This window comes from Microtetraspora malaysiensis, from assembly GCF_050947145.1.
In the GTDB taxonomy this organism is placed as follows: Bacteria; Actinomycetota; Actinomycetes; order Streptosporangiales; family Streptosporangiaceae; genus Microtetraspora_A; species Microtetraspora_A malaysiensis.
Genome location: NZ_CP191998.1, coordinates 403,594 through 426,477 on the forward strand (window position 1 = coordinate 403,594; position 22,884 = coordinate 426,477).

The window sequence follows — 22,884 nt, forward strand, 5'->3', positions numbered from 1 at the left end:
CGCTGGAGACCGGGCGGCCGATCCGCGGCCGCCGTCCCTCGGTAGTGAAGGTGAGCCGGACCGGAAGAGCCAGGGAGCGAGTGGGCCTCTAGGACGTCTGCGGCTTCTGCGGTGTTCCGGGGGACGTCGTTTTCGGAGGCTCGGGTTTCGCCGCGGGCTCCGGGAGATCCTTCTTGGGAGCGATCCACTGGGAAGGGGGCTCCGTCGAGATCGTGGCCCGCTTGAAGTCGATCTCGACGCCTCCGTTCGGCATGATGGTGAACATCTGCGTCAAGGACTGCGTGGTGTTGCTCAGGGTGACGCCCGCCGCGGTCAGAAAGCCCAGAAGGATCTTCGTCTTGTTGGCGATGATCAGGTTCGTGAACGTGACGAGTCGTTGGAGCCAAATCGCCCCGACGGCCCTCGTCTGTGGCACTGCCAGCATGAGCTTGGCGGCCGCGACGTAGCCGATCACGGTGGCGGCGAGGGCGCCGATCTCCTGCCAGTAGGTCTGGTACGAGTCGCGCACCTGATCGACCTGGCCCTCCATGCTGTAACAGACACCGCTGAGCTTCTGCAGGTCACCACCGAAGACCGCGGTCGTGTGCAGGAACGCTCTCTGGTCGTCGGCGATCCAGTCTCCGCGGGATATGAAGGCGGCGTTGCCCACCATGCCCGGGTACTCCACTTCGAGCGCCTTGGCCAGGGCGTTCCAGTTCGCTTTGGCCTCGCCCATCGCCGGAACGTTCGCGACCGCCGTGGCCGCGATGGCGACGCCCGTCCACAGGGCGGGAGCCGACCTCGCGGCTTCCTTGAGTGCGTCGAGCGCGGCCTTGGAAGACAGCGCTACAGGTAGGGACATGCCCGGCCTCTCTTCTCAGGTCTTACCTGTAGACCACGGTGCTGTTGTTCTCTGCCTGGATCCAGTTCCTTTTGACGGTCTCCAATGCCTCGATCCAGGCCTCCACGGTTTCGATGGCGTCCTGGACCGCGCCTTGGACGCTGTGCTGTACGTCGCTGTATTTGCCGCCAAAGATCAGGCCTTGGGTGCCGAAGCCGGGGAAGGTGACACCGGTGCTCCCGACGTCCTTCTTTAGATCCTTCAGCGCTGGAATGAGTTTCTCGTTGAGGTTGCTCTGCACTTTTCCGATACATGACGAGGTGACGTGTATGTCCTGGCTCATGAGTCGTCTCTCCTGACTGTGCCCCCGCTGTTCACCTGCGTGCTGCCGTCTCTTGGCATGGTGTACACACAAAGGGGACAGTATCTTGTAATTTTGTGTTATGTCAGGGGTGATTTGAGGCACCTTTGAGCACTCGGCGCGAAAAGAGAAGTATGTCTGGTTTTTGGATTGACCCCGACAACATCCAGGCGGAAGACCTGGATCGCGTGAGCCGGGAAGCCGAACAGATGATGCGACGCCTCTCCGATGTCGAGGGCGAGCTGGGGGAGGTACGCGGCAGGGCGACGGACGCGAACAGCCTGATCACCGTCGTCGTCGACGGCTCAGGCCGCGTGGAGAAGATCGAACTCAATCCCCGCGTGATGCGGCTGGAGAGCCACGTCCTGGCGGAGGAGCTGGTGAAGACCATCTCTGAGGCGCAGGACGATGGGGCACGCCGAACGCGCGAGCTTCTGAGCGACTCGCTCGGAGGCATGGAGATCCCCACCAGCGGGTTCGACCCCGCGCGGGCGGAGAAGCGGATGACGGAGTCGTACGAGTCCTTCGCGCGCGCCATGGAGAGGCGGATCGCGGATCTGGGCACCGGTTACTGACGCTCGCATCTCGCCACCGCCCGCCGCGAGCGTGCGCTAACGGTCGAGCAGGACCGCGACGGCAGTGGCGGTCTCGGGATGCCGGGCCACCAACGCGCCCGCCTCCCCGGGGTCGCCGCCGCCGGCGATCTCCTGCCAGCCGCCGTCGCATCCGAGCAGGGCGGCGACGGCGTCGCACGCCGCCCGGTGACCCGCCAGCAGCTCGGCCGCCGGCCCGCCGCCCGGCGCGACCCCTGTATGTCGGCCCGGCCTCGCCTTCGCCGCGCCTGACGGACGGCCCAGCCACGGCGGCACGAACGTGTCCAGGGACGGCAGGGCCGCCGGGAACGTGCGGCCCGCCTCGCGTACGAGTACGGGCACCAGCTCGCCCGCCTGGTCCCGCAGCGTGGTGATCAGCTTGGGCAGCCACGGGAGCAGGACCGCGTCCGGCAGCCGCGCGAACGCCTTGGACAGCAGCTCGACCACGAACGGCGCCAGCGCGGGAGCGGGTTCGAGCGCCTGCACGAACCCGCTCAGGTACATCGGGAACGACGGGACCACGAGAGGGTTGGCGAGCAGCCCGTCGCACCGCTCCCGCAGCTCGGCCATCGGCAGCAGGCCGAGCTGGGACCGGGCCGCCCACAGCAGCGCCACCTTGGCGGGCGCCTCAGGATGCGACTGCAGCACCGCGAGTTCGAGCTGGGCGCGGTCGCAGCCCAGGGCCAGCGCGAGGCTCTCCATGCTGAACAGGAAGCCGAGCATCGCGGCCACCTGGCGTACGCCGGTCTCCTCGTCCACGAAGGCGGTCGGCAACAGGGTGCAGTAATGCGCGTACCCGGCGGTGACGAACGCCTCGCACCACTCCGGCAGCGCCGGCTCCGTGGCGCGATAGTAGGCGAGCAGGCGGCGGATCCGGCGGAGCACCTCGGGGGCGTCGTCCACCGTGCGCTCGGCGGACAGCAGCTCGACCGCACGCGCCCCCAGCTCGGCGGCGAACCGGCCGCCGCCCAGGTACAGGACGGCGTCCTCGACGGCCCCGAGCGCGACGGCCGCGGTCGCCTTGGGATCCCACACCATACGGCGGAGCCGCTGTTCGAGCACCTGCTCGACGGTGATGGCCTCGTAGCCCAGCTCGATGATCGACCGCTGGTGGCGGCCGATCGCGAGGTCCCAACTTTCCTGGATGGACCGCTCGCCCAGCCGTCGCTCGCCCATGATGGGACGCACCGCGTCCTCCGGCAGCAGGCGGCGCAGGATCCACAGCAGGTCCGAGCAACCGGTGAGCTCCGGGTTCGCGTTGAGGTCGAGCAGCGCCCGCTGGAGGGTGCGCTTCTCCAGGTCCACACCGAGGGGCGCAAGCCGGTCGTACACGTCGCGGGCCAGCGGCGGCAGGGCCTCGTACCCCACCTGGCCGATCCGGTCGCCGCCGAGGAGGATCTCGCACAGGTGGCGGACGTCGCGGCGGCCGGGCACCGCGTCCTTCTCGATGCAGGTGACGGCCGCGTCCTGGAAGTCGTACGGCGTGGGCCTGGCCCGGTTGCGCATCCCGGCGAGCAGGACGGACGTTTCAAAGACGGCGATGGCGTCCGCGGTGCTGGCGAGGTAGCCGTTGCGGCGGGCCAGCCGGACGATGTCCACGCACCAGCCGAGCAGCTCGGCCTCGTCGAGGCCGTCCAGTGCCGGAGGGCTCGACAGGAAGCCGGACAGCCGATCGGCGACCGGCGCCGCCGGCGTCGAGGGCGGCGGCAGCGCGGCGCGCTTGGCCCGCTTCGCGGTCCCCTTCTGGCCGTCCAGCCGGAACGGCGTGTCACGGAAGCGGGTCACCGCCTTGCTCCAGGTGGCGGCGGCGATCGACACCGAGCCGGAGGCGAGGCCGAACTGCGCCTCGATCGCGGAGTGGCTGGACGGGATCAGCCCGTACAGCCAGCGCGTCCCGGTCCGGGGGCTGATCTCGTACGGCGCGTCCGACGCCAGCCCGAACTGCTCGACCCGGCTCGCGGCGTGGTAGGCGCCGCACACGTACAGGCAGTCGGCCGGGTCGGCGCCGGACGCGGCGAGATGCTCGCGCATCCGGGTCCACATGTAGCGCTCGCGCTCCTCGTCGCGCGACACCCGCTCGTCCTCCGACGGCCGCAGCCGCCGGAACAGGCTGCCGATCAGCACCATGACCTGTCGATAGGCGTCGTAGTCCGCGCCGGTGAGCGGCTGCTCGACGTACTGGTCCCACCACTCGGACCAGTGCCGCACCTTGCCGTGGTGCAGCAGGTGCGCCTCCAGCTCGGCGAACCGCGGGCGCAGGTCACCGATCTCGATGCCGACGGCGTCGCCGTGCAGGGCCGCCTCCTCGGCGCGTTCCGCGACGTCGGCGTTGGCGTCGGTGTCGCCGTCGGACGGCGCGGGCCGAGCGGACTCGGCGGGCTCGTCCGGCAGCCACTGGAAGACGTGGTCGGTCGAGCGGTCCACCAGCACCAGCTCGACGCCCGGCGTGTCCAGCGCGTACGCGATGGCCTGGTACTCGGCGGACGCCTCCGTGATGGGGGCGACGACGCTCAGCGGCCCCACGCCGGGCGGGAAGCCGTCGAGGTCGGACGCGAAGGCCTGCAACGCCACGGGCAGGCGGCAGTTGCGCAGCTCGTCGAGCAGCGGCCGCAGGTCCTCGCACAGCTCCAGGTAGACGACCTTGGGCTGCTTCTCGCGCAGGCGGCGCACCATGGCCAGGGCCGAAGCCGGCGAGTGGTGGCACACCGGGAAGATCTCCAGCTCCTCGGCCAGCGCCCGGTCGACGTCGTCCACGATGCCCGACAGGATCCCCGCCAGCGCGTCGGACGCGTCCGCGGCGGTCCCGGTTGCGGGGGCGAAGGTCCTGGCGGCGTCGAGGAGCTGCCCGCGGAGCGCGTCGAAGGTGTCCGGAGTCATGGAATCTCCTTGAGCGTGGAGCCCCCCGGCCTCGGCCGTGGGAAGGGGGTCACGAGAGCGTCGCGATGGCCTCGCGGCCGCCTTCGAGGAACTCCTGCCACTCCCCGCCGTCCTGCTTGCCGCGCGGCTCGACGACGCCGTGCCAGTACTTGTTCAGGATGGCCAGGTCCTCGGGGTTGCGGCGGGCGAGCGACCCCACGAGCGAGCCGGCGAGCGTCTGCGCCCGCAGCGTGCGGTCACCGAAGAAGTGGCTGTGCAGGATGGCGTCCTCCAGCACGCCGATCTGCTCGGCGGTGGACAGCGCCGACTCCAGCCTCTCGTCGTCGCTGGTCGCCGAGGCGGCGGCGGCGCGCAGGTCGGCGAAGCTCTGCAGCAGGATGTCCAGCAGCGTGGGCGGCAGGTCCAGGTCGATGTGGTGCCGGCGGAGCAGCTCGGTGGTGCGGAACCGCACGATCTCCGCCTCGCTGCGCCGGCTGGTCACCACCGGGATGCGGACGAAGTTGAACCGCCGCTTCAGGGCCGAGGAGAGGTCGTTCACGCCGCGGTCCCGGCTGTTGGCCGTGGCGATGATCGAGAAGCCGGGCTTGGCGAACACGATGTTGTCGTCATCCAGCTCGGGGATCGACACGTACTTCTCGGAGAGGATCGAGATCAGCGCGTCCTGCACGTCGCTGGTCGACCGGGTCAGCTCCTCGAAGCGCCCGATCACGCCCTGCTCCATCGCCGTCATGATCGGCGACGGGATCATCGACTCGCGGGACTGGCCCTTGGCGATCACCATCGAGACGTTCCACGAGTACTTGATGTGGTCCTCGGTGGTGCCCGCGGTGCCCTGCACGACGAGGGTCGAGTTCCGGCAGATCGCCGCGGAGAGCAGCTCGGCGAGCCAGCTCTTCCCGGTGCCCGGGTCGCCGATCAGCAGCAGCCCCCGGTCGGACGCCAGGGTCACGATGCTCCGCTCGACGAAGCTGCGGTCGCCGAACCACTTCTGGGAGATCTCACGGTCGAGCCCGTCCGAGCGCTCGGACCCGAGCACGAACAGCCGCACCATGCGCGGGCTCAGCCGCCAGGAGAACGGCTTGGGGCCGTCGTCGATCGACTCCAGCCAGTCGAGCTCTTCTGCGTACTTGACCTCGGCGGGGGCACGCAACATGTCGTCGGTCATCGCGGTCTCCTAGGTGAGGAAGTTCTTGAGCTCGAACACGAGCTTGCGGATGTGGCCCGAGATCACGGGCGTGCCCAGGTCCTTGAACCGCTGGCGGAACCACGGGTCCACGCTCTGGTGGCCGGAGCTGTTCACCGAACCGACCGGGATGAACCGCACGCCCGACTGGTGCACGGCCCGGATGCCGTCGAACAGTGGCTGGGACCGGTCGAACTCGTAGAAATCCGAGATCCACACCATCGCCGTGTTGCGCGGATCGGCGATCTTCTGCCGGGCCAGGGCCATCGCGACGGGGCCGTCGTTGCCGCCACCGAGGTTCGTCCGCAGCAGCACCTCGAACGGGTCGTGCACCCACGGGGTCAGGTCGAGCGCCCGGGTGTCGAACGCGATCAGGTGCACGTCCACCTTGGGAAGCCCGGCGAAGATGGACGCCAGGATGGTGCAGTTCACCATCGAGTCGACCATCGAGCCCGACTGGTCGACGACCACGATCAGCCGGGCCGGCGTGGTCCGCCTGGCGGTCTGCCGGTAGTACAGCCGGTCCACGTAGAGCCGCTGGTCGTCCGCGTTCCAGTTGGTGAGGTTCTTCCAGATCGTGCGTCCGATGTCGAGGTTGCGGAACACCCGCTTCGGCGGCACGGACCTGTCGATGGAGCCGACGGTCGTCTTCTCGACCTGGGTGCGCAGCACCTCGGCGACCTCGTCCACGTACCTGCGGATCAACGCCTTGGCGTTGGCCAGCGCGACGCCGGACAGGTTGGCCTTGTCCCGGAGGAGCTGCTCGATGAGCGACATGCTCGGCGTGAGCCGCCGCGCGAGAGCCGGGTCGGCCAGCACCTCGCGCAGCCGCATCCGGCGGACCAGGTCGCCCTCCAGGCCGGCCAGCACGCCGGCCAGCTCCTCGCCGCCCGGCCGAGAGCGTAGTTGTCCCGGCTCGCAGCCGAGCCCGCGCTGGAACCAGGCGGCGTCCTGCTGCCAGTCGGCGAGCTGGGTGGCGGTCACGCTGCCCGTCCCGGTCGAGAACACGTTGAGCAGCAGCTTCGACACCAGGGCGGCCCGGCGGACCTCGTCCGCGCCGACCCGCTCGGGGGCGGGAGCGGCGGCGTCGTCCGGCTCCGCCATCAGGTTCCGCAGCTCATCGCCCAGCTCGGGGAAGCGCTGCACGAGGTTGTCCACCGACACGGAGGGGTCGAGCAGCGCGGGCGGCAGCCCGAGATCCCCGGCGACGGCGACGCTCGCCGCCTCAAGCGCCGGCTGCTCCTCCGGGTCGAACAGCCGGGCCAGCAGCCGCCAGTAGAGCACCTGCCGCCGGTTCTCGTCGGCGTTGACCTCCGGCGAGGCGGGCGTCTGGGCCGGGGGCGTCACGGGGTCGCTCATCGCCGCAGCAGCCGTCCGGCCCGCTCGCGCAGCACGGCGACCGAGTCGCCGGCCTTGGCCTCCGCCTTCATGACCTTCGGATCCGTCGGGCCGAGCGCCCAGTCTCCGTTGTGGGCGGTGACCGGCTTGCGCTTGACCGTCGCCTGTACGGCGAGGGGCTGCAGCGCCCACCTGCCGCCGTCCCAGCGGACCAGGCCGACGCACGCCGTGGAGGCGGCCACCAGCTCGGGCGTGAGCGGTCCGCAGGACGGCAGCCGCTCGACGTCGACCGCCAGCGCCGGCCCGCCGAGGTCGAACGTGACCTCGCCGCCGTCGGTCGTCGCCGTGTACCCCTCCACCAGCACGGGTTCGGATATCCGTACCGGATGGCGGTCGAGGGGCGGCACCGCCGGGGCGAGCGCGCCGCCGAGCAGGACGCGTGCGGTGGTGAACGGGTCGGCGGGCTCGCCCGCCTCGGCCCGGTCGTCGTGCCACACCAGGTCGCCGCTGTCGAGGAGCGGCTGGTCCGTGATGTCCAGGCTGCGGTGCTCGGCCAGCGCGCCCAGCAGCACCGGGTGCCACTGAAGCAGCCGCCACAGGGCGGGGCCGACGATGGTGTCCACCTTCGGCGCGGCGACGCTCGCCCGCACCAGCCGGGACGGGCCGCCGCCCGTGGGCTCCAGCACGGCGTGGACCTGGATCTGCACCGCCGTGGCGTGCTCGTGGACGTCCACGCCGAGGATCAGCAGCCGTCCCGACACCGTCGCCGCCGGTTCCGGGGCGCCGGCCGGGGCGCCGGGCTGCGACAGCAGCAGGGCGCGGGTCCACAGGTCCGCCCACCGCCGCGCGGGTAGCCGTTCCATCGTCGCGATCGGGCTCGATGCCCGCAGCTCGGCCGCCAGGCCGTCGAGCAGAACCGCCGTCCTGCGCAGCTCGGGTACGGCGAGCAGCGCCTCGATCGTCTGGTCGGCCGCGGAGACGAGGTCGTGGTCGACGCCGCGCCAGCCCGCGATGGCCAGCTCGTGCAGCCAGGACCGGCACCCGGCGAGCAGGTTGTCCGCGCCGGGGGAGGCCGCGGACGGCGACGCCTCCCAGGGAGCCCTGGTCCGTCCCAGCGCGCCGTCGAGGCGGCCGAGCAGGGCGTCGTGCACCGCGCCGAGCAGCGCCGCCCGGCCTCCCGCCAGCACGCTCAGGTGCTCGTCGGCGACCGAACCGGCGGCGATCTTCTCGGCCGCCTCGCCCGCCCGTACGCCAAGGGGGCCGGCCGCCAGCGCGCCGGCCAGGGCGGCCAGGGCGGCGGCGCGGTCCTCGCCCAGCCGGGAGAGTCCGTGGACGAGGGCGTCGTCGAAGCCGGCGACCAGGTCGAGGGCCTCCTCGATCCCGGGGAGGGGGCCGTCGAGCAGCTCGGAAAGGTTCACAGCGAGCATCAGCGGGCCGCCCCCAAGGCCGGGAACCAGTGCATCTCGGGGATGGGCGTGGTCGTGTCCGGGATCTCGAGGTAGTTCAGGTGGCGGAGGAACCGGCTGAACACCGTGGCCGCCGGCGCGCGCTCGACCTGGCCGTTCATGCTGTGCACGAGTTCGGCGCCCGTGGCGGCGTCGTCATCGATGTCGACGCGGAGATAGCGGGCGACGCGGTCGATGCCGTACTGCAGCACCGCCTCGGTGGCGAGCAGGTGCAGGTGCTTGCACGGAGAGCTCCCTGACGGCAGGGCACCGCACGGCCGGTTGTTGTTGGTGCTGCAGCTGTACGCGTGGGTGCCGGTGGTGAACGACGAGACGTACACCCGCTCGATGTCCGAGCCGCTCGACACGACGCCCTGCAGCCGCCCGTCGGCCAGCTCGACGAAGGGGACCTTCGCCAGCTTGCGCGGCCGGACGGGCGGGACGACCCGCACCGTGCTCCGCCGCTCCCATGCGGAAGTCTCCGCGTTCACGCCCTTCGACCTCCAGCTCGACGGCTCGCGGACGCCGGCCGGTACGGCGGCGCGTGCGGTGGCACGTGCGCGAACGGCCGATTCATGATCGGCCAACCTACCCCATCGTTTCGCCCGGCCTCCGGCATTCACGATATATCCGCATATGCGGCTGGACGTGCCCCGTGCGGCGGTCTCCGACGCAGGGTCCGGATGGGCGGGGCATGATGGCGAAAAGGCTCTTAGACGGCTCTCACGGCCGATCCGGTGCCGCGAGTTCGGTGTGATTTGCATCACATGCTGAATACTCCCTGACAGGTCGCCGAACGGCGGGTCCGGACAGCCGGAAACCTGCGATGACCTGGAGGCGCTCGGTGCCCCGGGGTCGCGTCCACGCTTGGTAACGAAAAGGTAACGGCCATTTACCTGGGAAAACGCTGTGGATCACGACCCTTACGAACCCCCCGTGCCCTCTGTAGTTTCGTGATCCGTCCTTTACTGACGGATGGGACGCAGTGACGTCCCACGACAGCGCAAGGAGCATCCCCCTTGAAGCGCACCCTCGCCATCGGCGGAACCCTCGCCGCCGCCGCCGGCCTCCTCGCTACCGCCATGGTGTCCACCCCGGCCCAGGCGGCGAACAACTACAAGGTCAAGGAGACCCTCGCCGGGACCTCCAACGTGGCCCAGCAGGTCGCGTTCTTCTGGTCGTCCAAGACGCTGGAGGAGGCGACGCCGTACAACGTCGAGCCCGTCGTCTCGGCCAAGCACGTCTCCACCGGCGGCTTCGCCGGCAGCTCGAAGCCGGGCGTCGTCCCCGCCATCGGCGATGAGAAGAAGACCGTCTCGAAGTCGAAGAACGTCAACCTCCCGATGAACATCGGCAAGGTGTTCTTCCTCGGCGCCGACGGCAAGCCGCACTGGTGCACCGGCACCTCCCTGCAGTCCAAGTACCGCAACCTGGTCGCCACCGCCGGCCACTGCGCGTACGACACGAAGAGCAGCAAGGCCACGCTCGACAAGTGGATCTTCGTCCCCGGCTACTACAAGGGCAAGTCGCCCTGGGGCATCTACGTCGGCAAGCAGGCGTTCACGCACTACGACTTCGACGTGTACGAGGACGGCGACCGCGACTACGCGTTCGTCACCGTGTACAACGGCATCAACATCGGTGGCGACAAGGCGGTCGACAAGAAGGCCTACGACGCCTACACCGGCGACAAGCAGACCATCTCCCAGGAGGTGACCGCCGCGGAGTTCGCCGAGAAGTACACCGAGGACGGGCCGTACTGGAAGGAGACCGTCCCCGGCGGCACCCAGGTGGACCCGCCGGCCGACGCCGCCGCCAAGCGCTGGGAGTACATCAAGAAGGGCATCGACGGCGTCAAGCTGACCGCCGACGAGGTCACCGGCGCCCAGTACAAGGCCGCCCCGAACGCCTCCACCGCCATGAAGAACGGCGAGAAGTGGGGCTTCCGCGGCGACCACTGGGTCCGCATCTCCCTGCGTGAGTACCACGAGCTGTCCAAGGCCAAGAAGGCCGGCACGTTCAAGGGCGACCTGCAGGTCAAGCGCGGCAAGCGCGTCGTCGAGGCGTTCAAGAAGCAGTACTTCGTGAAGAAGTGGGTCAAGGACGCCGCGGAGAAGTACTACAAGGACACCTACATCATCCGCGAGATCACCGACGCGGGCCGCCTGGGCGACCGGGTCGGCGGCCAGGGCATGGCCTACAACCAGAAGCTCGGCAAGAACGTGTTCGTGTTCGGCTACCCGAGCGGTTCGCACCCCGACGGCACCAAGCCGTTCACCGGCCAGGTGGCGAAGTGGAGCTACGGCAAGACCTTCGGCGCCACCGCACCCTCGATGAAGGCCGAGGAGCTGCAGGGCCTGAAGTCCTCCTTCACCGGTGAGGGCTCCATGGGCTCGGCCTGGCTGCTCAACTACAGCAACGCCCGTCGCCTCGGCTATCTGAACGGCGTGACCATCGCCCTCGCCGACCGCGACAACAACCAGCGCATCGACACCAGCCTCTCGCCGTACTTCGACGGTGAGACCTACGGCGTGTACGCGCAGGCCGCGAACGTCTGGTCCGGCTCGATCCTTTAGCGGGACCAGCGACCGGGGAATGAGGGGCTTCGGTCTCTCTGGGGAACACCCTTGGTCGGGGCCCGGCGGTGACGCCGGGCCCCTCTCCTTTTCCCCAACCGTTTTCCCTAACCCTTATGGCGAGGTTTGAGCCGATCGGTCTTCCGGTACGTCCAAGGAAGTATGAGAATCTGGCGAATCACGCTTCTGGCGGCACTCGTCCTGATCGTGGGTGTCACGACCATCGGCCCTGAGCCGGCAGCGCAGGCGGCGACCGTGCGGAAGAAGGTGCTGGTCCAGCTCAGCGAGCAGGGCGGCTTCGCGGGCATCGACGACCGCGTCACCGTGTACACCGACGGATGCGTGCGGCTGAGCCGCCGCACCGGAACGGTCGTGCGGAAGTGCCTCACCGACGCGGAAATGCGCGGGCTGCGCCGCGACCTCGCCGGCCTGCGGCTCGGCGGCTCCCAGGCCCAGCCGCCGGGCGCCGACTTCATCAAGTACACGCTCACCTACCGCGGCCACCGCACCGTCCGCTACACGCTCCCCTCCTCCTGGACCCCGGTGGTGCGGCGGCTGGAGAAGATCCTCCAGAACTACTGGACGCATTCCTGACGGCGATGCAACAGATCCGGACGGTCGGACGTCCCTGGAATCGTGGACCACACCTTCGACGAATTCGTCCGGGCACGGAGCGGCGCCCTGTTCCGCTACGGCGTCGCGCTGACGGGCAACGCGCACGACGCGGCCGACCTCGTGCAGGAGGCGCTGCTGCGCCTCGGCGACGCCTGGCGGCGCGTCGTCCGTAAGGACGACCCCGAAGGCTACGTCCGGACGGTGATGGCCCGCCAGCACATCAGCTGGTGGCGGCGCAGGCGGCGCGAGCACCTCGTGGCGGACACGCCCGATCACGGCTACACCGACCCGCTGCTCGACGGCGACGCCGGGCTGTGGAAGGAGGTCGCCGGGCTGCCGCCGAAACAGCGGGCGGTGCTCGTGCTGCGCTACTACGAGGACCTCCCGGACGCCGAGATCGCGCGGATCCTCGGCATCTCCCCCGGCACCGTACGCAGCCAGGCCTCGCGCGCCCTCGACAAGTTGCGGATCCAGCGCCGCGCGATCCGGATGGAGGAAGTGTGAGAACGGAACATGAACTCGCCGAGGCGCTGAAGAACGCCGCGAACGGCGCGCCCGTCCCGGCCGACCTCGAACGGGGCGTCGCGGATCGCCGCAGGCGCAGGACGCGCCGCCGCCACGGGTCGCTCCTGGCCGCCGCCGGGGTGGTCGCCGTGGTCCTCGGCGGCACGGCCGTCGTACGCGGCGGCCACGTCCCGCCGAGCGCCGACCCGGTGGCCTCGGCCGCCGCCGGCGCGCCCGACGACGCCGATGCCGACGCGGACCAGGCGTCACGGGCCCGCGATGTGTGGCCGGAGGCGGTCACCACGTTCCCCAAGAAGGCCGCGGACGGGTTCAAATACCGGCCGGTCACCGCGCTCGGCCCCACGGAGATCCTGCTCACCGCCGAGGCGTCGTTCGAGAAGGCCGGCCGACTGGAGGTCTACGACACGCGGACGCGGGCGTCCCGGGTGCTCGCCACGATGGCCCCCCGCGGGAAGGGCTACTATCCGCAGGACTTCGAGGTGGGCAGCGACTACATCGCCTGGTACGGCACCACCCCGAACAACGGCCGGAAGTGGGCGGACTTCTGGGTCGCCCCCCGGCAGGGCGGAGAGCCGATCCGGGTCGGCGAGGTGACCGGGGATCTGGCCCTGGTGGACCGGATCGGGGTCACCGGCGATCACATCGTCTGGTCGCCCAAGTCCGGCGGGGTGTACCGGATGCCGATCGCCGGAGGGGAGCCCGAGAAGATCGAGGGGACCGACGGGCTGTGGCTGGACTCCTGGCCGTGGGCGCGTGACGTGCCGGGCGACTCCTTCCCCGACGAAAAGTGGCGGAACGCCAACCAGGCCCTGCTGGTCGACCTGGAGAACGGCACGCGGCGGACGATCACCCCGCCTCCCGGCGTGACCGGCCTGCGCTGCTCGACCGAATGGTGCCTCGGCACGTCGGGCAAGAAGGCGCTCTCCATGCGGATCGACGGCACGGACGTGCGCGAGCTGCCCGGAAGATCCCGGACGACGGACCTCTACGGGGGCCGCTTCGCCGAGCTGGGGGGCTGGCTCCCCGCCATCTACGACCTCGCCACCGGGAAAGCGGGCGGGATCGGCGCCACCACCCGGGACGGCCGCGGCGGAGGATGGGGGCACGGAGTCTCGTCCTCGCCCACCCGGGTCTTCTACTGGAACGCCCACGGGGTCGAGACCAAGGAGACCTGCGGCCCGATGCCGGAATGGCAGCGTAAGGCACTGGCCGAGGCGGGGGCCCCCTCGCCGGGCGCCACGATGTGCACCACGGAGACGGTCGAGCCCGGGGACGAGAACGAGGTCCTCAACCTGGCCGCCGTCCCGCCCGCCGGCTGACGCGGCGGGCTCCGCTCAGCCGGGCACGCGGTGGGCGGCGAGATGGGCGAGGACCGCCTGGTTGGCCTCCCAGCCGTCCGGGAACTTGACCGGCTCGTTCAGCCGCACCCGCCCGGTGCTCGGGTGGGCGTCCAGAAGCTCGGGGATCCCGGCGCGGGCCACGACGACGCAGGCGTGCCGGTGGCGCGAGGTCAGCACGCACAGGCGGCCCGACTCCAGGTGGAAGGCGGTGGCGTCGCGCCGCCCGGACAGCGGGTGCAGGACGATCGTCACGTCGTACTCGCGGCCCTGCAGCCGGTTCGCGGTGTCCACGGTGACGCCGTCCGGGACCCCGGCGGCCCGGATGGCGGCCACCTGGTCGTTGTGCGCGGCGCCGATGGCGATGCGCGCGGCGTCCACGCGATGGGAGCCGTGCTCGTCGTGGGCGATCGCGCCGCGCTCCACCAGCCGGGTCGCCAGCCCGGCGCACGCCCGCACCGCGTCGGCGTCGGTCCGTATCGTGTGGCGGCTGGGCAGCTCGTGCAACGCCCAGCCGGTCGCCGCGGCCTCCTCAAGAGCGCGGTCCCAGGCGGCGGGGGTCCCGGTGACGGGAGATCCCGGGCCGGCGAGTTCGAGGACTCGCTCACCCGGCCCGGTGCCCGACCGGAACGGTGTAAACGGATAGAACGCCTCCGAGACGAGCGGGGCGGCCGAGGCCGGAAGCCGCCAGGAGACCGGTAGCCGGTGGACCGGCAGGTCGTTGAGCCGCGCGGTGACGGCCACCGCGCTCTGCAGGGGATCCCACGCGAGGCCCGCCCAGCGCTCGGTGTCCACCACGGAGAACGGGTCGAGCTGGCCGGGGTCGCCGACGAAGAGCGCCCGCTCGAACAGCGCGGCGATGGCCAGCAGCTTGTCCGAGCGCATCTGGTACGCCTCATCGATGATCGCCCACTGCCAGGTGTGGCCGGACACGTAGGCCCACTTGTCCGCGGTGGCGAGGACCACCGAGCAGGAGGCCACGTCGTCGATCTTCTTGGACGCCCGGACACCGGGGTGCCGGATCACCCGCTCGGGCACCTGGAAGCCGTCCTTGTGCAGGCGGCCGATCGTGAGCGACGGGTCGCGCGTGGCGATCTTGTCGGCCAGGTCGTCCACCTGCTCGTTGGTCTGCGCCACGATCATCAGCCGCTCGCCGGCCCCGGCCAGCTCCAGCGTGGTGGCCACGACCAGGGTGGACTTGCCCGCCCCCGGCGGCGAGTCGACGATGACGCCCCGGTGTGCGCCGCCGGTGAAGTCGGCGAGGATCGCGGCGGTGGCGCGGGCCGCCGCCTCCGCCGGGCCGTCCTCCGGCCAGGGGCCGGCGGGCGCGGGGCCGAGCGGATCGGGGAAGGGGGCGACGGTCACGACCAGTCCTCCTTGGCGTCCTCGTCGGTCGGCACGTACGCGGCGGGCGGCCCGCCGTGGGTCCAAGGTGTCTCCTCCGCGGCGGGGAAGCCGGGCCGGATCCGACCGCCGAGGTCCAGCTCGGTGAAGCAGACCGCGTCGCCGACGCCCGGCACGCCCGCGCCCTTGGCCAGCTGGTCGTTCAGCTGCACCACGACGAGGTCGCCGTCCAGCTCGACGACCTCGCCCGACTGCCTTCGGCGGTGCGCGGAGAACACCTTCTTGCCCGGCGCGAGCCGTACCGGGTCGGCGGTGTGGACGGTGACCAGCGGTCGCGACACCGGCTTCTTCCCCCCGGGCAGCAGGATCGTCCGCTCCCGGTCCACGTGGACCACCTCGCCGGCGAACGCCTTGCCGGTCGCGCGATGCTCGGCCATCACCAACGGGTCGTCGTAGGCGCGCTGCGCGTCGTACGACTGCCGCGCCGACTCCATGTCCCAGAGCCGGGCCGCGGCGGATCCGGCCTGGTCGCGGCGGCCCCGGGGAGGGCCGCCCTCGGCCACGCGGGCGACCTCGCGGGTGTACCGGTCCCGGTCGGCGGCCCACCGATCGCCGACGCTCGCCGCTTCGGGCAGGCCGCGCAGCAGCTCGACGGCCTGCCACATGAGCCGCCAGGTCGGCTCCAACTGGCCGCGCAGGGCCTCGCGGACCGGCTCCGGCGAACCGGACGCGTCGTACGCGTCGATCGCCGGCCGCAGCACCCGCGCGTCGAAGCCCGGATCGGTGTCCGGACCGGCCGGAGGCCACCGGACGGGGTCCTCCGCGGCGGCCGCCGCATCCTGCCCGGTGCGGCCGGGCGGCGGGCAGATCCACGCCAGCAGCGTGGCCAGGTTCGCGTCCTCCATCGGGCTCTGCCCGGTCGCCCAGTGCAGGGAGAGCGCCTCGGTCATCGGGACCAGCGCCGACGACCCGGCGAACTCGGTCCGCTCGTACAGGAAGGTCAGCCACTGGCCGAGGACGGGCACGGCCGGATCGACGGGGTAGGGGCCGTCGGCGCTGCGGAACCGGGTGGAGCGGCCCAGCAGCCGGACGAACTCGACCGCGCCCCGTCCGGGCACGATGACCTGCGGCGCGTCCAGATAGCGCTCGCGCTCGTTCTTCCCCGGGACCGTCTCGGTCGCCGCGGCCCGGCCCTCGATGTACGGAAGCATGATCCGGGCCAGCTCGGCCATGAAGGCGAACCGCAGGTCGCGGTTGCGCGGCTGCGGGACGACCAGCAGGTGGGGGCGGGCCGGGTCGCTGCCCACCATCGCGCCGAGCGGCGCGGCGGCCTCACCCGCGAGCCTGAGCGGGATGAAGACCAGGGGGTCGGCCGCCAGGTGCAGGTGCCGCACGGTCGCGACCGGCTGCGCCCGGCCTTCGCGGACGGCCAGCGCCCGGGCGTACGACGTCACGACACTCACGTGCCCACCTCGCTGAGGATCGCCGGACGCGTGAGCGGGCTGCTGTGCTTATCGGCTCGCTCGCTTCGCTCGCTGCTGTGCTTTTGGGTTCGCTCGCTTCGCTCGTTCATGCGACCACCGCCTCGGCCGCGGTGTGCGCGCGATAGATCGCGTGGACGTGGCGGAGCTGCTCGGCTATCTCGTCGTGCTCCGACGCGGCGCGGCGGTCGTCCGCGGCGAGATCGAGCACCGCGTCCACCGAGTCGAGGCCGCCGAGATCGTCGCGGGTGACCCGGCCGAGCACCTCCAGCGAGCCGCACTCGCGGGCGTCGGAGCGGCAGAAGTACGCCATCTCGCAGGTGGACAGGCACTCGGGCGCGTACCTGGCCTCGGCCGCGCGGACCGCCCGGGCCAGCTCGGCGGGCGACTGCTCCAGGCTGAACGTGAGGTCGGGCGGCAGCCGGTCGAGGATCCGGTCGATGCGGGTGAGCCGCGACAGCTGCCGCCTGAGCGCGGCGAGCTGCAGGCGCACGTCGAGCAGGGTCGCGGTGGGGTGGTTGGCGAAGTCCTTGGGGCAGACCAGCACGACCTCGTGCGACACCAGCCCGGGGTCGATGCCCTCGGCCGCGAACATCGCCTTCAACGCGTACACGTAGACCGCGGAGAGCCGGGAGGCGGCGGCGACCTGCGCCGAGTCGGCGGCGCCGTCGATGACCGCGAACGACTTGATCTCGACGATGTGGAACCGGCCCCCGGCCTGGACGGCGAGGACGGCCGGATCCAGGTAGACCTCGTGGCCCGCGACCGGCAGCGTGAACAGCGGGTGGTCGACCAGCGTGCCGTCGCCGGAGCCGCCCCGGACCGCGCTCTCGGCGGCCTGACGCAGCTCCTTGCGGGTGCGGGCGTGCCGCAGCTCGCGGGTGGCCTGGCCGCCCGCCTGCGGGATGTCGAGGTACGCGATCGCGGGGATCGGCAGGCCGAGCGCCTCGCGCAGCAGCCGCAGCAGATGCGCGCAGCGGTCGGCCTTCACCAGCTCCTCGAAGGACCTCGCCCGGGCCAGGGCGAACGGCGACTGCCCGAAGGGAGCGGGGTGGCCGAGGTGGACGGCGGTGTCCCGCTTGCTGATCCCGGCCGCGTCGAGCACCGCTCGCCGGTCGCACCCGGGGTTGCCGGCCAGGGCGGCGACGGTGCGGGCGTTGTGGTCGACGGGCGCGGCGCCGCCTCGCAGGGCGTCGAGCCGCTCGGTGGACGTGCTCACTCGGTCCTCGCGGTCGTTTCTCGAGTCGGTCGTACGGCCGGGTCGGGGCTCGTGGGGAAGCCCATATGGAGGCCGTCCGGGGTGGTCGTTGGGGCGGCAGCCTAACAGCGACGTCCGTCAAAACCGCGTGCTCGCCCGGCGCGAGATCACATCCGGTCCAGCACGAACATGATGTGCTCGTTCTCGTCGTGCATGATCGTGCCGGACGACCAGAAGCCGCACTTCTCCAGCAGGCGCACCGAGCCCGTGTTCCCCTTGTAGGGGTCCGCGTACAGCGGGCGGACCTGCTCCAGCTCCAGGAAGAGCGTCAGGGCCGCGGTGCCGATGCCGCGGCCCCAGAACGGGCGGCCGAAGACGTACCCGATGAAGCGCCGGTCCCCCTCCCACCAGGCCACGACGTTGCCCGCCGTCTCGTCGTTCACGGTGACCGTGCGGATCAGATTGGTGGGGTCGCCCAGGACCCTGGTGCGCCAGTGGGTCATGAACCTCTCCCGCTCGCGGGGCGGGAACTTCGACCGCCGCACCGTCTCGGGGTCGTGCTCGTGCTCGAAGAACAGCTCCAGGTCCGCTTCTTCGACGGCTCTCAGCCGCACGTCGTCGTTCATCAGAAACCTCCGAGGAGACCTCCGCCTTCAGGCGGAGGAGGAATCGAGCTCCATACGGAGCAGGGCAAAGGTAGATGATTCGTCGTAAGTCGAACATGCGTGCGATTGCTGGCTGATCTTGTGGCAGGGTGTGCGGCATGGCGCAGATCGTGCAGCGGGCCTACAGGTACCGCTTCTACCCGACACCCGGACAGGCCGCCGAGCTTGCCCGGACATTCGGGTGTGTGCGCCTGGTCTACAACAAGGCGCTGCAGGAGCGGACCCGCGCCTACACGCTGGAGGGCCGCCGCTTCTCCTACGTGGAGTCCTCGTCTGCGTTGACGGCGTGGAAGCGGACGGAGGAACTCGGCTTCCTCAACGAGGTGTCGTCGGTGCCGTTGCAGCAGGCCCTGCGCCACCTCCAGTCCGGGTTCGCGAACTTCTTCGCCAAGCGCGCCAAGTATCCGGCGTTCAAGTCCCGCAAGAAGTCCCGCGCGTCGGCGGAGTACACCCGCTCGGCGTTCCGCTGGCGTGAGGGTCGGCTGTGGCTGGCGAAGATGGATGCACCGCTGGACATTGTGTGGTCGCGCCCCCTGCCGGAGGGGGCGGAGCCGTCCACCGTGACTGTGTCGAAGGACGCGTCCGGGCGGTGGTTCGTGTCCATCCTGGTCCAGGAGAAGATTCGCCCGCTCGACCCAACCGGCAGCGCGGTGGGGATGGACGCGGGGATCACCGCCCTGGTCACCCTCTCGAATGGGGAGAAGGTGGCCAACCCCCGGCATGAGCGGGCTGAGCGGCGCAGGCTGGCCAGGGCGCAGCGGGCGCTCGCACGTAAGGCCAAGGGCAGCGCGAACCGGGCCAAGGCCCGGATCACGGTCGCCCGCGTCTATGCCCGGATCACTGACCGCCGCCGGGACCACTTGCACAAGCTGTCGACTCGGCTCGTCCGTGAGAACCAAACGGTCGTGATCGAGGACCTGACCGTCCGCACCATGGTCAAGAACCACAGCCTGGCCCGAGCCATCTCCGACGCGAGCTGGCGGGAACTCCGCTCGATGCTGGAGTACAAAGCCCAGTGGTACGGGCGGGAACTGGTGGTCGTGGACCGATGGTTCCCCTCCTCCAAGCTGTGCTCGGCCTGCGGGGCGTTGCAGGAGAAGATGCCGCTGAACGTCCGTACCTGGGAGTGCGCCTGCGGCGCGGTCCATGACCGGGACGTGAACGCCGCGAAGAACATCTTGGCCGCCGGGCCGGCGGACAAGTAAAACGCCTGTGGAGCTGGTGTAAGACCTCAACGAGAGTGTCCTCTCGGACGGGGCGCCCGGCGGTGAAGCAGGAAGCCTGACCGGTGACGGTTGGAATCCCCCTCGTTACGAGGGGGAGGATGCCAATGGGGGAGTCTGGCAGCGGGCACCGACAATTCCGCGCCGCGTCGGGAGGCGGAGCCGGTCGTGCTCGCCCCGTCCCTGGGTAGGGGCCGACCACGCACCGACGACGGGGGCTCCGTGAACGAAGCCGGGAGAGAGGACACGCCGTGGCCAAGGAGATCTTCGTGGCGTTCGGGATCGACGTCGACGCCGTCGGCGGCTGGCTCGGCTCCTACGGGGGCGAGGACTCGCCGGACGACATCTCGCGCGGCGTCTTCGCCGGGGAGGTGGGCGTTCCCCGGCTCAACGCCCTGCTGGAGAAGTACGGCCTGCCGGCGACCTGGTTCTGGCCCGGCCACTCCATCGAGACCTTTCCCGAGCAGTTCGACCAGGTCGTGGCCGCCGGGCACGAGATCGGCCTGCACGGATACAGCCATGAGAACCCGATCGCGATGAACCGCGAGCAGGAGTCCGCGGTCCTCGACCACTGCGTCGAGCTCATCGAGAGGCGCGCCGGCCGGCGCCCCACCGGGTACGTCGCCCCGTGGTGGGAGTTCTCGCCGATCACCAACGAGCTGCTGCTCGAACGCGGCATCACGTACGACCACTCGCTCATGCACCGCGACTTCGAGCCCTACTACGTCCGGGTCGGGGACACCTGGACGAAGATCGACTACGCCAAGGACGCCCGCGCGTGGATGAAGCCGCTCGTGCGCGGGCAGGAGACCGACCTCGTCGAGATCCCGGCGAGCTGGCACCTCGACGACCTGCCGCCGATGATGTTCATCAAGGCCAGCCCGAACAGCCACGGGTTCGTCAACCCTCGCGACATCGAGCAGATGTGGCGGGACCAGTTCGACTGGGTCCATCGCGAGTCGGAGTACGCCGTCTTCCCGCTGACGATCCACCCGGACGTCTCGGGCCGCCCGCATGTCCTGCTCATGCTGGAGCGCCTCATCGAGCACATCAGCGGGCACGAGGGCGTCCGGTGGGCCACGTTCGACGCGATCGCGGACGACTTCCGGGCGCGCCGCCCCCGGGCGTAGACGCGTATGAGCGCGCGGCCCCGGCTCGGGAGGCCGCGGCGTCGCCGATCCGCAGCCGGATGTGCGCGCCGGGGGTCCAGCTCAACTCGCGCAGTTCTGGGCCGGAGACGCGGACGCGGCGCATGCGCTCGGCGATCGGCTCAACCTCCGTGACCGTCCCGTGCACGAACAGGTTCATGCCCGCGGCCCTTCGCCGAGTGCGAGCACGCCCGCGGTCAGAGCGCGGCCCGGATTCCCCCCGCGAAGGGCTCGGACACCGGCGTAGCGGGCGGGGCCGAGATCCTCCAGGGGTGAACGCGCGCACACGCGACGGGGGCCGCTCCCGGGCGGACGGGAGCGGCCCCCGCATACAGGTCAGCGACCCTGCAGCGCCTTGACGTTGTCGCCGAAGGTCCAGCCCTTCGACCCGTCCCAGTTGATGGACCAGGTCATCAGGCCCTTGAGATTGCCGCTGAAGGCGTTCCAGCTCTGGCTCACCAGCGAGGGCGCCATGTAGCCGCCACCGGCTCCGGGCTGGGCGGGCAGGCCGGGGACCTGCTTGTCGTACGGGACCCGGATGGTGGTGCCCTGGATGACGAGACCCTTGTCCAGGCAGGTGGTCTGGGCGGTGAAGCCCTGCACGGTGCCCGCGGAGTAGGAGTCGCCGGAGCAGCCGTACATGCTGCCGTTGTAGTACTGCATGTTCAGCCACCAGAGGCGGCCGTTGTCGGCGTACTTCTTGATGATCGGCAGGTACGCGCCCCAGATGGAGCCGTAGGTGACGCTGCCGCCGGTCACGTACGCCGTCTCGGGGGCCATGGTGAGGCCGAAGTTCGAGGGCATCTGGGCGAGCACGCCGTCGATGATCCGGATGAGGTTGGCCTGCGACGGCGAGAGCTGGTTGATGTTGCCACTGCCGCTCAGACCGGTCTCGATGTCGATGTCGATGCCGTCGAAGTTGTACTGCTTGAGGATCGGTACGACGGTCGCGACGAAGCGGTCGGCGACCGTGCTGGAGCTGAGGTCGATGCCCGCGGCGGCCCCGCCGATGGACATCAGGATCGTCGCGCCGGCGGCCTTGGCCTGGCACATCTCGGCGGGGGTGGCGACCTTGACGGTGGAGTCCATGCCGTCCTCCCACAGGACGGTGCCGTCGGCGCGGATGACCGGGAACGCCGCGTTGATGACGTTGTAGCCGTGGGCCTGGATGCGTGAGTCGGTGATCGGGATCCAGCCGAGCGGCGGGTGCACGCCGTTCGACGCGCCGTCCCAGTTCTCCCAGTACCCCTGCACGACCTTGCCGGCCGGCCGGGACTTCACCGGGCACGTCGTGCCCGTGGGCGACGTCGAGGGTGAGGGCGACGGAGACGGAGACGGGGAGGAGGACGGTGAGGCCGACGGAGACGGCGACGCCGAGGGTGAGGCGGAGGGGGACACCGAAGGAGACGCCGAGGGGGACGGGCCGCCGGGGCCGTCGAAGCTCACGTCGTCGGCGTAGTAGGTGCCCTGGCCGTACCAGCCGTGCAGGTAGATGACGGCGGAGGTCTGCCCGGCCGCGGTGGTGAAGGAGACGGTGAGCTGCGTGTACGCCGAGGGCGACGAGGTCCAGGTGGAGCCGCCGCCGTTCACGCCCAGGTAGACGTAGCCGCCGCGGACCCAGGCGGACAGGGTGTACGCGGTGCTCGGCCGGACGGACACGGACTGGCTGCACTCGGCGGTGTCGGACGCGCTCGCCGCGCCGGCCAGCGCCTTGGCGCCGGAGTGGACCGGGGTGTCGACCACCGACCCGAGCCCGCCGGTGCAGGACCAGGGGGAGAGGGTTCCGGTCTCGAAGCCCGGATTCACGAGCAGGTTGGCCGCGCTGGCCGAGGTTTGGGTGACGAGGGCGCCCAGGGCGGCGAGCAGGAGTGCCACCGCCAGCGTCAGCAGGCGCGGTGTTCGGTTTCGCATGGGGGTCTCCCGAACCAGGAGCGATCGGAGTCGTCGCGCCGATCGAGGGGGGTGAGGGCACGGGTGAGTGGCGCGCGGCGACGTCGTCGGCGCGCTGCTGGATGGGTGAACGGATCCGCGCCTACATCGTCGGGAGCGCGTCCATCATCTGTCAAGTTTCTTAACTAATAACTCTCCTGCCAGCCAGGAAACCCGCCGAAGGTCTGCGAGGGGCGCGGCGGTGTCTGGACTGAGGGTGCTCCGA

General features: G+C 70.8%; 18 protein-coding genes and 1 pseudogene. 7 read left to right on the plus strand and 12 right to left on the minus strand.

Annotated features, from left to right (window positions below; genetic code table 11):
* Positions 1 to 88: 88 nt before the first annotated feature.
* Positions 89 to 841 carry a hypothetical protein gene (locus ACQP1V_RS02035; RefSeq protein ID WP_433418258.1) on the minus strand — a complete coding sequence of 251 codons (753 nt, stop codon included), beginning with the start codon at positions 839 to 841 and terminating at the stop codon, positions 89 to 91.
* Positions 842 to 863: 22 nt separating this feature from the next.
* Complete coding sequence (locus ACQP1V_RS02040; RefSeq protein ID WP_433418260.1) at positions 864 to 1,163, minus strand: hypothetical protein; 300 nt, start codon at positions 1,161 to 1,163, stop codon at positions 864 to 866.
* A 227-nt stretch (positions 1,164 to 1,390) separates the two neighbouring features.
* On the opposite strand from ACQP1V_RS02040, the gene ACQP1V_RS02045 reads away from it, so the two are divergent.
* Positions 1,391 to 1,756, plus strand: a complete 366-nt coding sequence (locus tag ACQP1V_RS02045) for a YbaB/EbfC family nucleoid-associated protein (protein ID WP_433418262.1) — start codon at positions 1,391 to 1,393, stop codon at positions 1,754 to 1,756.
* Positions 1,757 to 1,792: 36 nt separating this feature from the next.
* On the opposite strand, the gene ACQP1V_RS02050 is transcribed toward ACQP1V_RS02045, so the two are convergent.
* Genes ACQP1V_RS02050 through ACQP1V_RS02070 form a run of 5 tightly spaced genes read right to left on the minus strand, consistent with a single transcriptional unit; the run spans position 1,793 to position 9,108 of the window.
* On the minus strand, positions 1,793 to 4,651 hold the full coding sequence (locus ACQP1V_RS02050) for a DUF5682 family protein (protein ID WP_433418265.1): 2,859 nt from the start codon (positions 4,649 to 4,651) through the stop codon (positions 1,793 to 1,795).
* A 49-nt stretch (positions 4,652 to 4,700) separates the two neighbouring features.
* Complete coding sequence (locus ACQP1V_RS02055) at positions 4,701 to 5,816, minus strand: ATP-binding protein (protein ID WP_387416823.1); 1,116 nt, start codon at positions 5,814 to 5,816, stop codon at positions 4,701 to 4,703.
* 9 nt (positions 5,817 to 5,825) lie between these two features.
* Positions 5,826 to 7,193 carry a VWA domain-containing protein gene (locus ACQP1V_RS02060; RefSeq protein ID WP_433418268.1) on the minus strand — a complete coding sequence of 456 codons (1,368 nt, stop codon included), beginning with the start codon at positions 7,191 to 7,193 and terminating at the stop codon, positions 5,826 to 5,828.
* Positions 7,190 to 8,599, minus strand: coding sequence for a hypothetical protein (locus ACQP1V_RS02065; RefSeq protein WP_433418271.1), 1,410 nt, complete (start codon positions 8,597 to 8,599; stop codon positions 7,190 to 7,192). Before ACQP1V_RS02065 ends, ACQP1V_RS02060 begins: the two co-directional genes overlap by 4 nt.
* Positions 8,599 to 9,108: a hypothetical protein gene (locus ACQP1V_RS02070; protein ID WP_433418274.1), complete on the minus strand. Its 510-nt coding sequence runs from the start codon at positions 9,106 to 9,108 to the stop codon at positions 8,599 to 8,601. The genes ACQP1V_RS02065 and ACQP1V_RS02070 overlap by 1 nt, the downstream gene beginning before the upstream one ends.
* A 528-nt stretch (positions 9,109 to 9,636) precedes the next feature.
* On the opposite strand from ACQP1V_RS02070, the gene ACQP1V_RS02075 reads away from it, so the two are divergent.
* From ACQP1V_RS02075 to ACQP1V_RS02090, 4 genes are all read left to right on the plus strand, one after another.
* Positions 9,637 to 11,193 carry a trypsin-like serine peptidase gene (locus ACQP1V_RS02075; protein ID WP_433418277.1) on the plus strand — a complete coding sequence of 519 codons (1,557 nt, stop codon included), beginning with the start codon at positions 9,637 to 9,639 and terminating at the stop codon, positions 11,191 to 11,193.
* A 162-nt stretch (positions 11,194 to 11,355) separates the two neighbouring features.
* Entirely contained in the window at positions 11,356 to 11,787 is a 432-nt protein-coding gene (locus ACQP1V_RS02080; protein WP_433418280.1) for a hypothetical protein, read from the plus strand.
* Between the two features lie 42 nt (positions 11,788 to 11,829).
* A complete protein-coding gene (locus ACQP1V_RS02085) occupies positions 11,830 to 12,312 on the plus strand; it encodes a SigE family RNA polymerase sigma factor (protein WP_433418282.1) in 483 nt (160 codons plus the stop codon).
* Entirely contained in the window at positions 12,309 to 13,652 is a 1,344-nt protein-coding gene (locus tag ACQP1V_RS02090; protein WP_433418285.1) for a hypothetical protein, read from the plus strand. Before ACQP1V_RS02085 ends, ACQP1V_RS02090 begins: the two co-directional genes overlap by 4 nt.
* Positions 13,653 to 13,667: 15 nt before the next feature.
* Here ACQP1V_RS02090 and ACQP1V_RS02095 read toward each other — a convergent pair whose 3' ends face one another.
* The 4 genes from ACQP1V_RS02095 to ACQP1V_RS02110 form a co-directional block, all read right to left on the minus strand.
* The gene (locus ACQP1V_RS02095) at positions 13,668 to 15,035 is read right to left on the minus strand and encodes an AAA family ATPase (protein ID WP_433418288.1); all 1,368 of its coding nucleotides are present in this window, start codon (positions 15,033 to 15,035) and stop codon (positions 13,668 to 13,670) included.
* The gene (locus ACQP1V_RS02100; protein WP_433418291.1) at positions 15,032 to 16,477 is read right to left on the minus strand and encodes a hypothetical protein; all 1,446 of its coding nucleotides are present in this window, start codon (positions 16,475 to 16,477) and stop codon (positions 15,032 to 15,034) included. The genes ACQP1V_RS02095 and ACQP1V_RS02100 overlap by 4 nt, the downstream gene beginning before the upstream one ends.
* Before the next feature lie 106 nt (positions 16,478 to 16,583).
* Positions 16,584 to 17,714: a hypothetical protein gene (locus ACQP1V_RS02105; protein WP_433418293.1), complete on the minus strand. Its 1,131-nt coding sequence runs from the start codon at positions 17,712 to 17,714 to the stop codon at positions 16,584 to 16,586.
* A 146-nt stretch (positions 17,715 to 17,860) separates the two neighbouring features.
* A complete protein-coding gene (locus tag ACQP1V_RS02110) occupies positions 17,861 to 18,319 on the minus strand; it encodes a GNAT family N-acetyltransferase (RefSeq protein ID WP_433418296.1) in 459 nt (152 codons plus the stop codon).
* Between the two features lie 137 nt (positions 18,320 to 18,456).
* Between ACQP1V_RS02110 and ACQP1V_RS02115 the strand changes: the two are divergent.
* Both ACQP1V_RS02115 and ACQP1V_RS02120 read left to right on the plus strand, forming a co-directional pair.
* A pseudogene (locus tag ACQP1V_RS02115) lies at positions 18,457 to 19,643 on the plus strand (RNA-guided endonuclease InsQ/TnpB family protein).
* 189 nt (positions 19,644 to 19,832) lie between these two features.
* Positions 19,833 to 20,711: a polysaccharide deacetylase family protein gene (locus ACQP1V_RS02120; protein WP_433418299.1), complete on the plus strand. Its 879-nt coding sequence runs from the start codon at positions 19,833 to 19,835 to the stop codon at positions 20,709 to 20,711.
* Between the two features lie 354 nt (positions 20,712 to 21,065).
* Here ACQP1V_RS02120 and ACQP1V_RS02125 read toward each other — a convergent pair whose 3' ends face one another.
* Positions 21,066 to 22,640 (minus strand): glycosyl hydrolase family 18 protein, encoded by a 1,575-nt coding sequence (locus tag ACQP1V_RS02125; protein ID WP_433418301.1) that lies wholly within the window; start codon positions 22,638 to 22,640, stop codon positions 21,066 to 21,068.
* Positions 22,641 to 22,884: the final 244 nt, after the last annotated feature.

Coding starts and splice junctions, on each gene's coding strand:
- ACQP1V_RS02110 (WP_433418296.1), bottom strand. CDS start 18,319: ATGAACGACGACGTGCGGCTGAGAGCCGTCGAAGAAGCGGACCTGGAG.
- ACQP1V_RS02040 (WP_433418260.1), bottom strand. CDS start 1,163: ATGAGCCAGGACATACACGTCACCTCGTCATGTATCGGAAAAGTGCAG.
- ACQP1V_RS02060 (WP_433418268.1), bottom strand. CDS start 7,193: ATGAGCGACCCCGTGACGCCCCCGGCCCAGACGCCCGCCTCGCCGGAG.
- ACQP1V_RS02080 (WP_433418280.1), top strand. CDS start 11,356: ATGAGAATCTGGCGAATCACGCTTCTGGCGGCACTCGTCCTGATCGTG.
- ACQP1V_RS02065 (WP_433418271.1), bottom strand. CDS start 8,599: ATGCTCGCTGTGAACCTTTCCGAGCTGCTCGACGGCCCCCTCCCCGGG.
- ACQP1V_RS02125 (WP_433418301.1), bottom strand. CDS start 22,640: ATGCGAAACCGAACACCGCGCCTGCTGACGCTGGCGGTGGCACTCCTG.
- ACQP1V_RS02055 (WP_387416823.1), bottom strand. CDS start 5,816: ATGACCGACGACATGTTGCGTGCCCCCGCCGAGGTCAAGTACGCAGAA.
- ACQP1V_RS02050 (WP_433418265.1), bottom strand. CDS start 4,651: ATGACTCCGGACACCTTCGACGCGCTCCGCGGGCAGCTCCTCGACGCC.
- ACQP1V_RS02035 (WP_433418258.1), bottom strand. CDS start 841: ATGTCCCTACCTGTAGCGCTGTCTTCCAAGGCCGCGCTCGACGCACTC.
- ACQP1V_RS02045 (WP_433418262.1), top strand. CDS start 1,391: ATGATGCGACGCCTCTCCGATGTCGAGGGCGAGCTGGGGGAGGTACGC.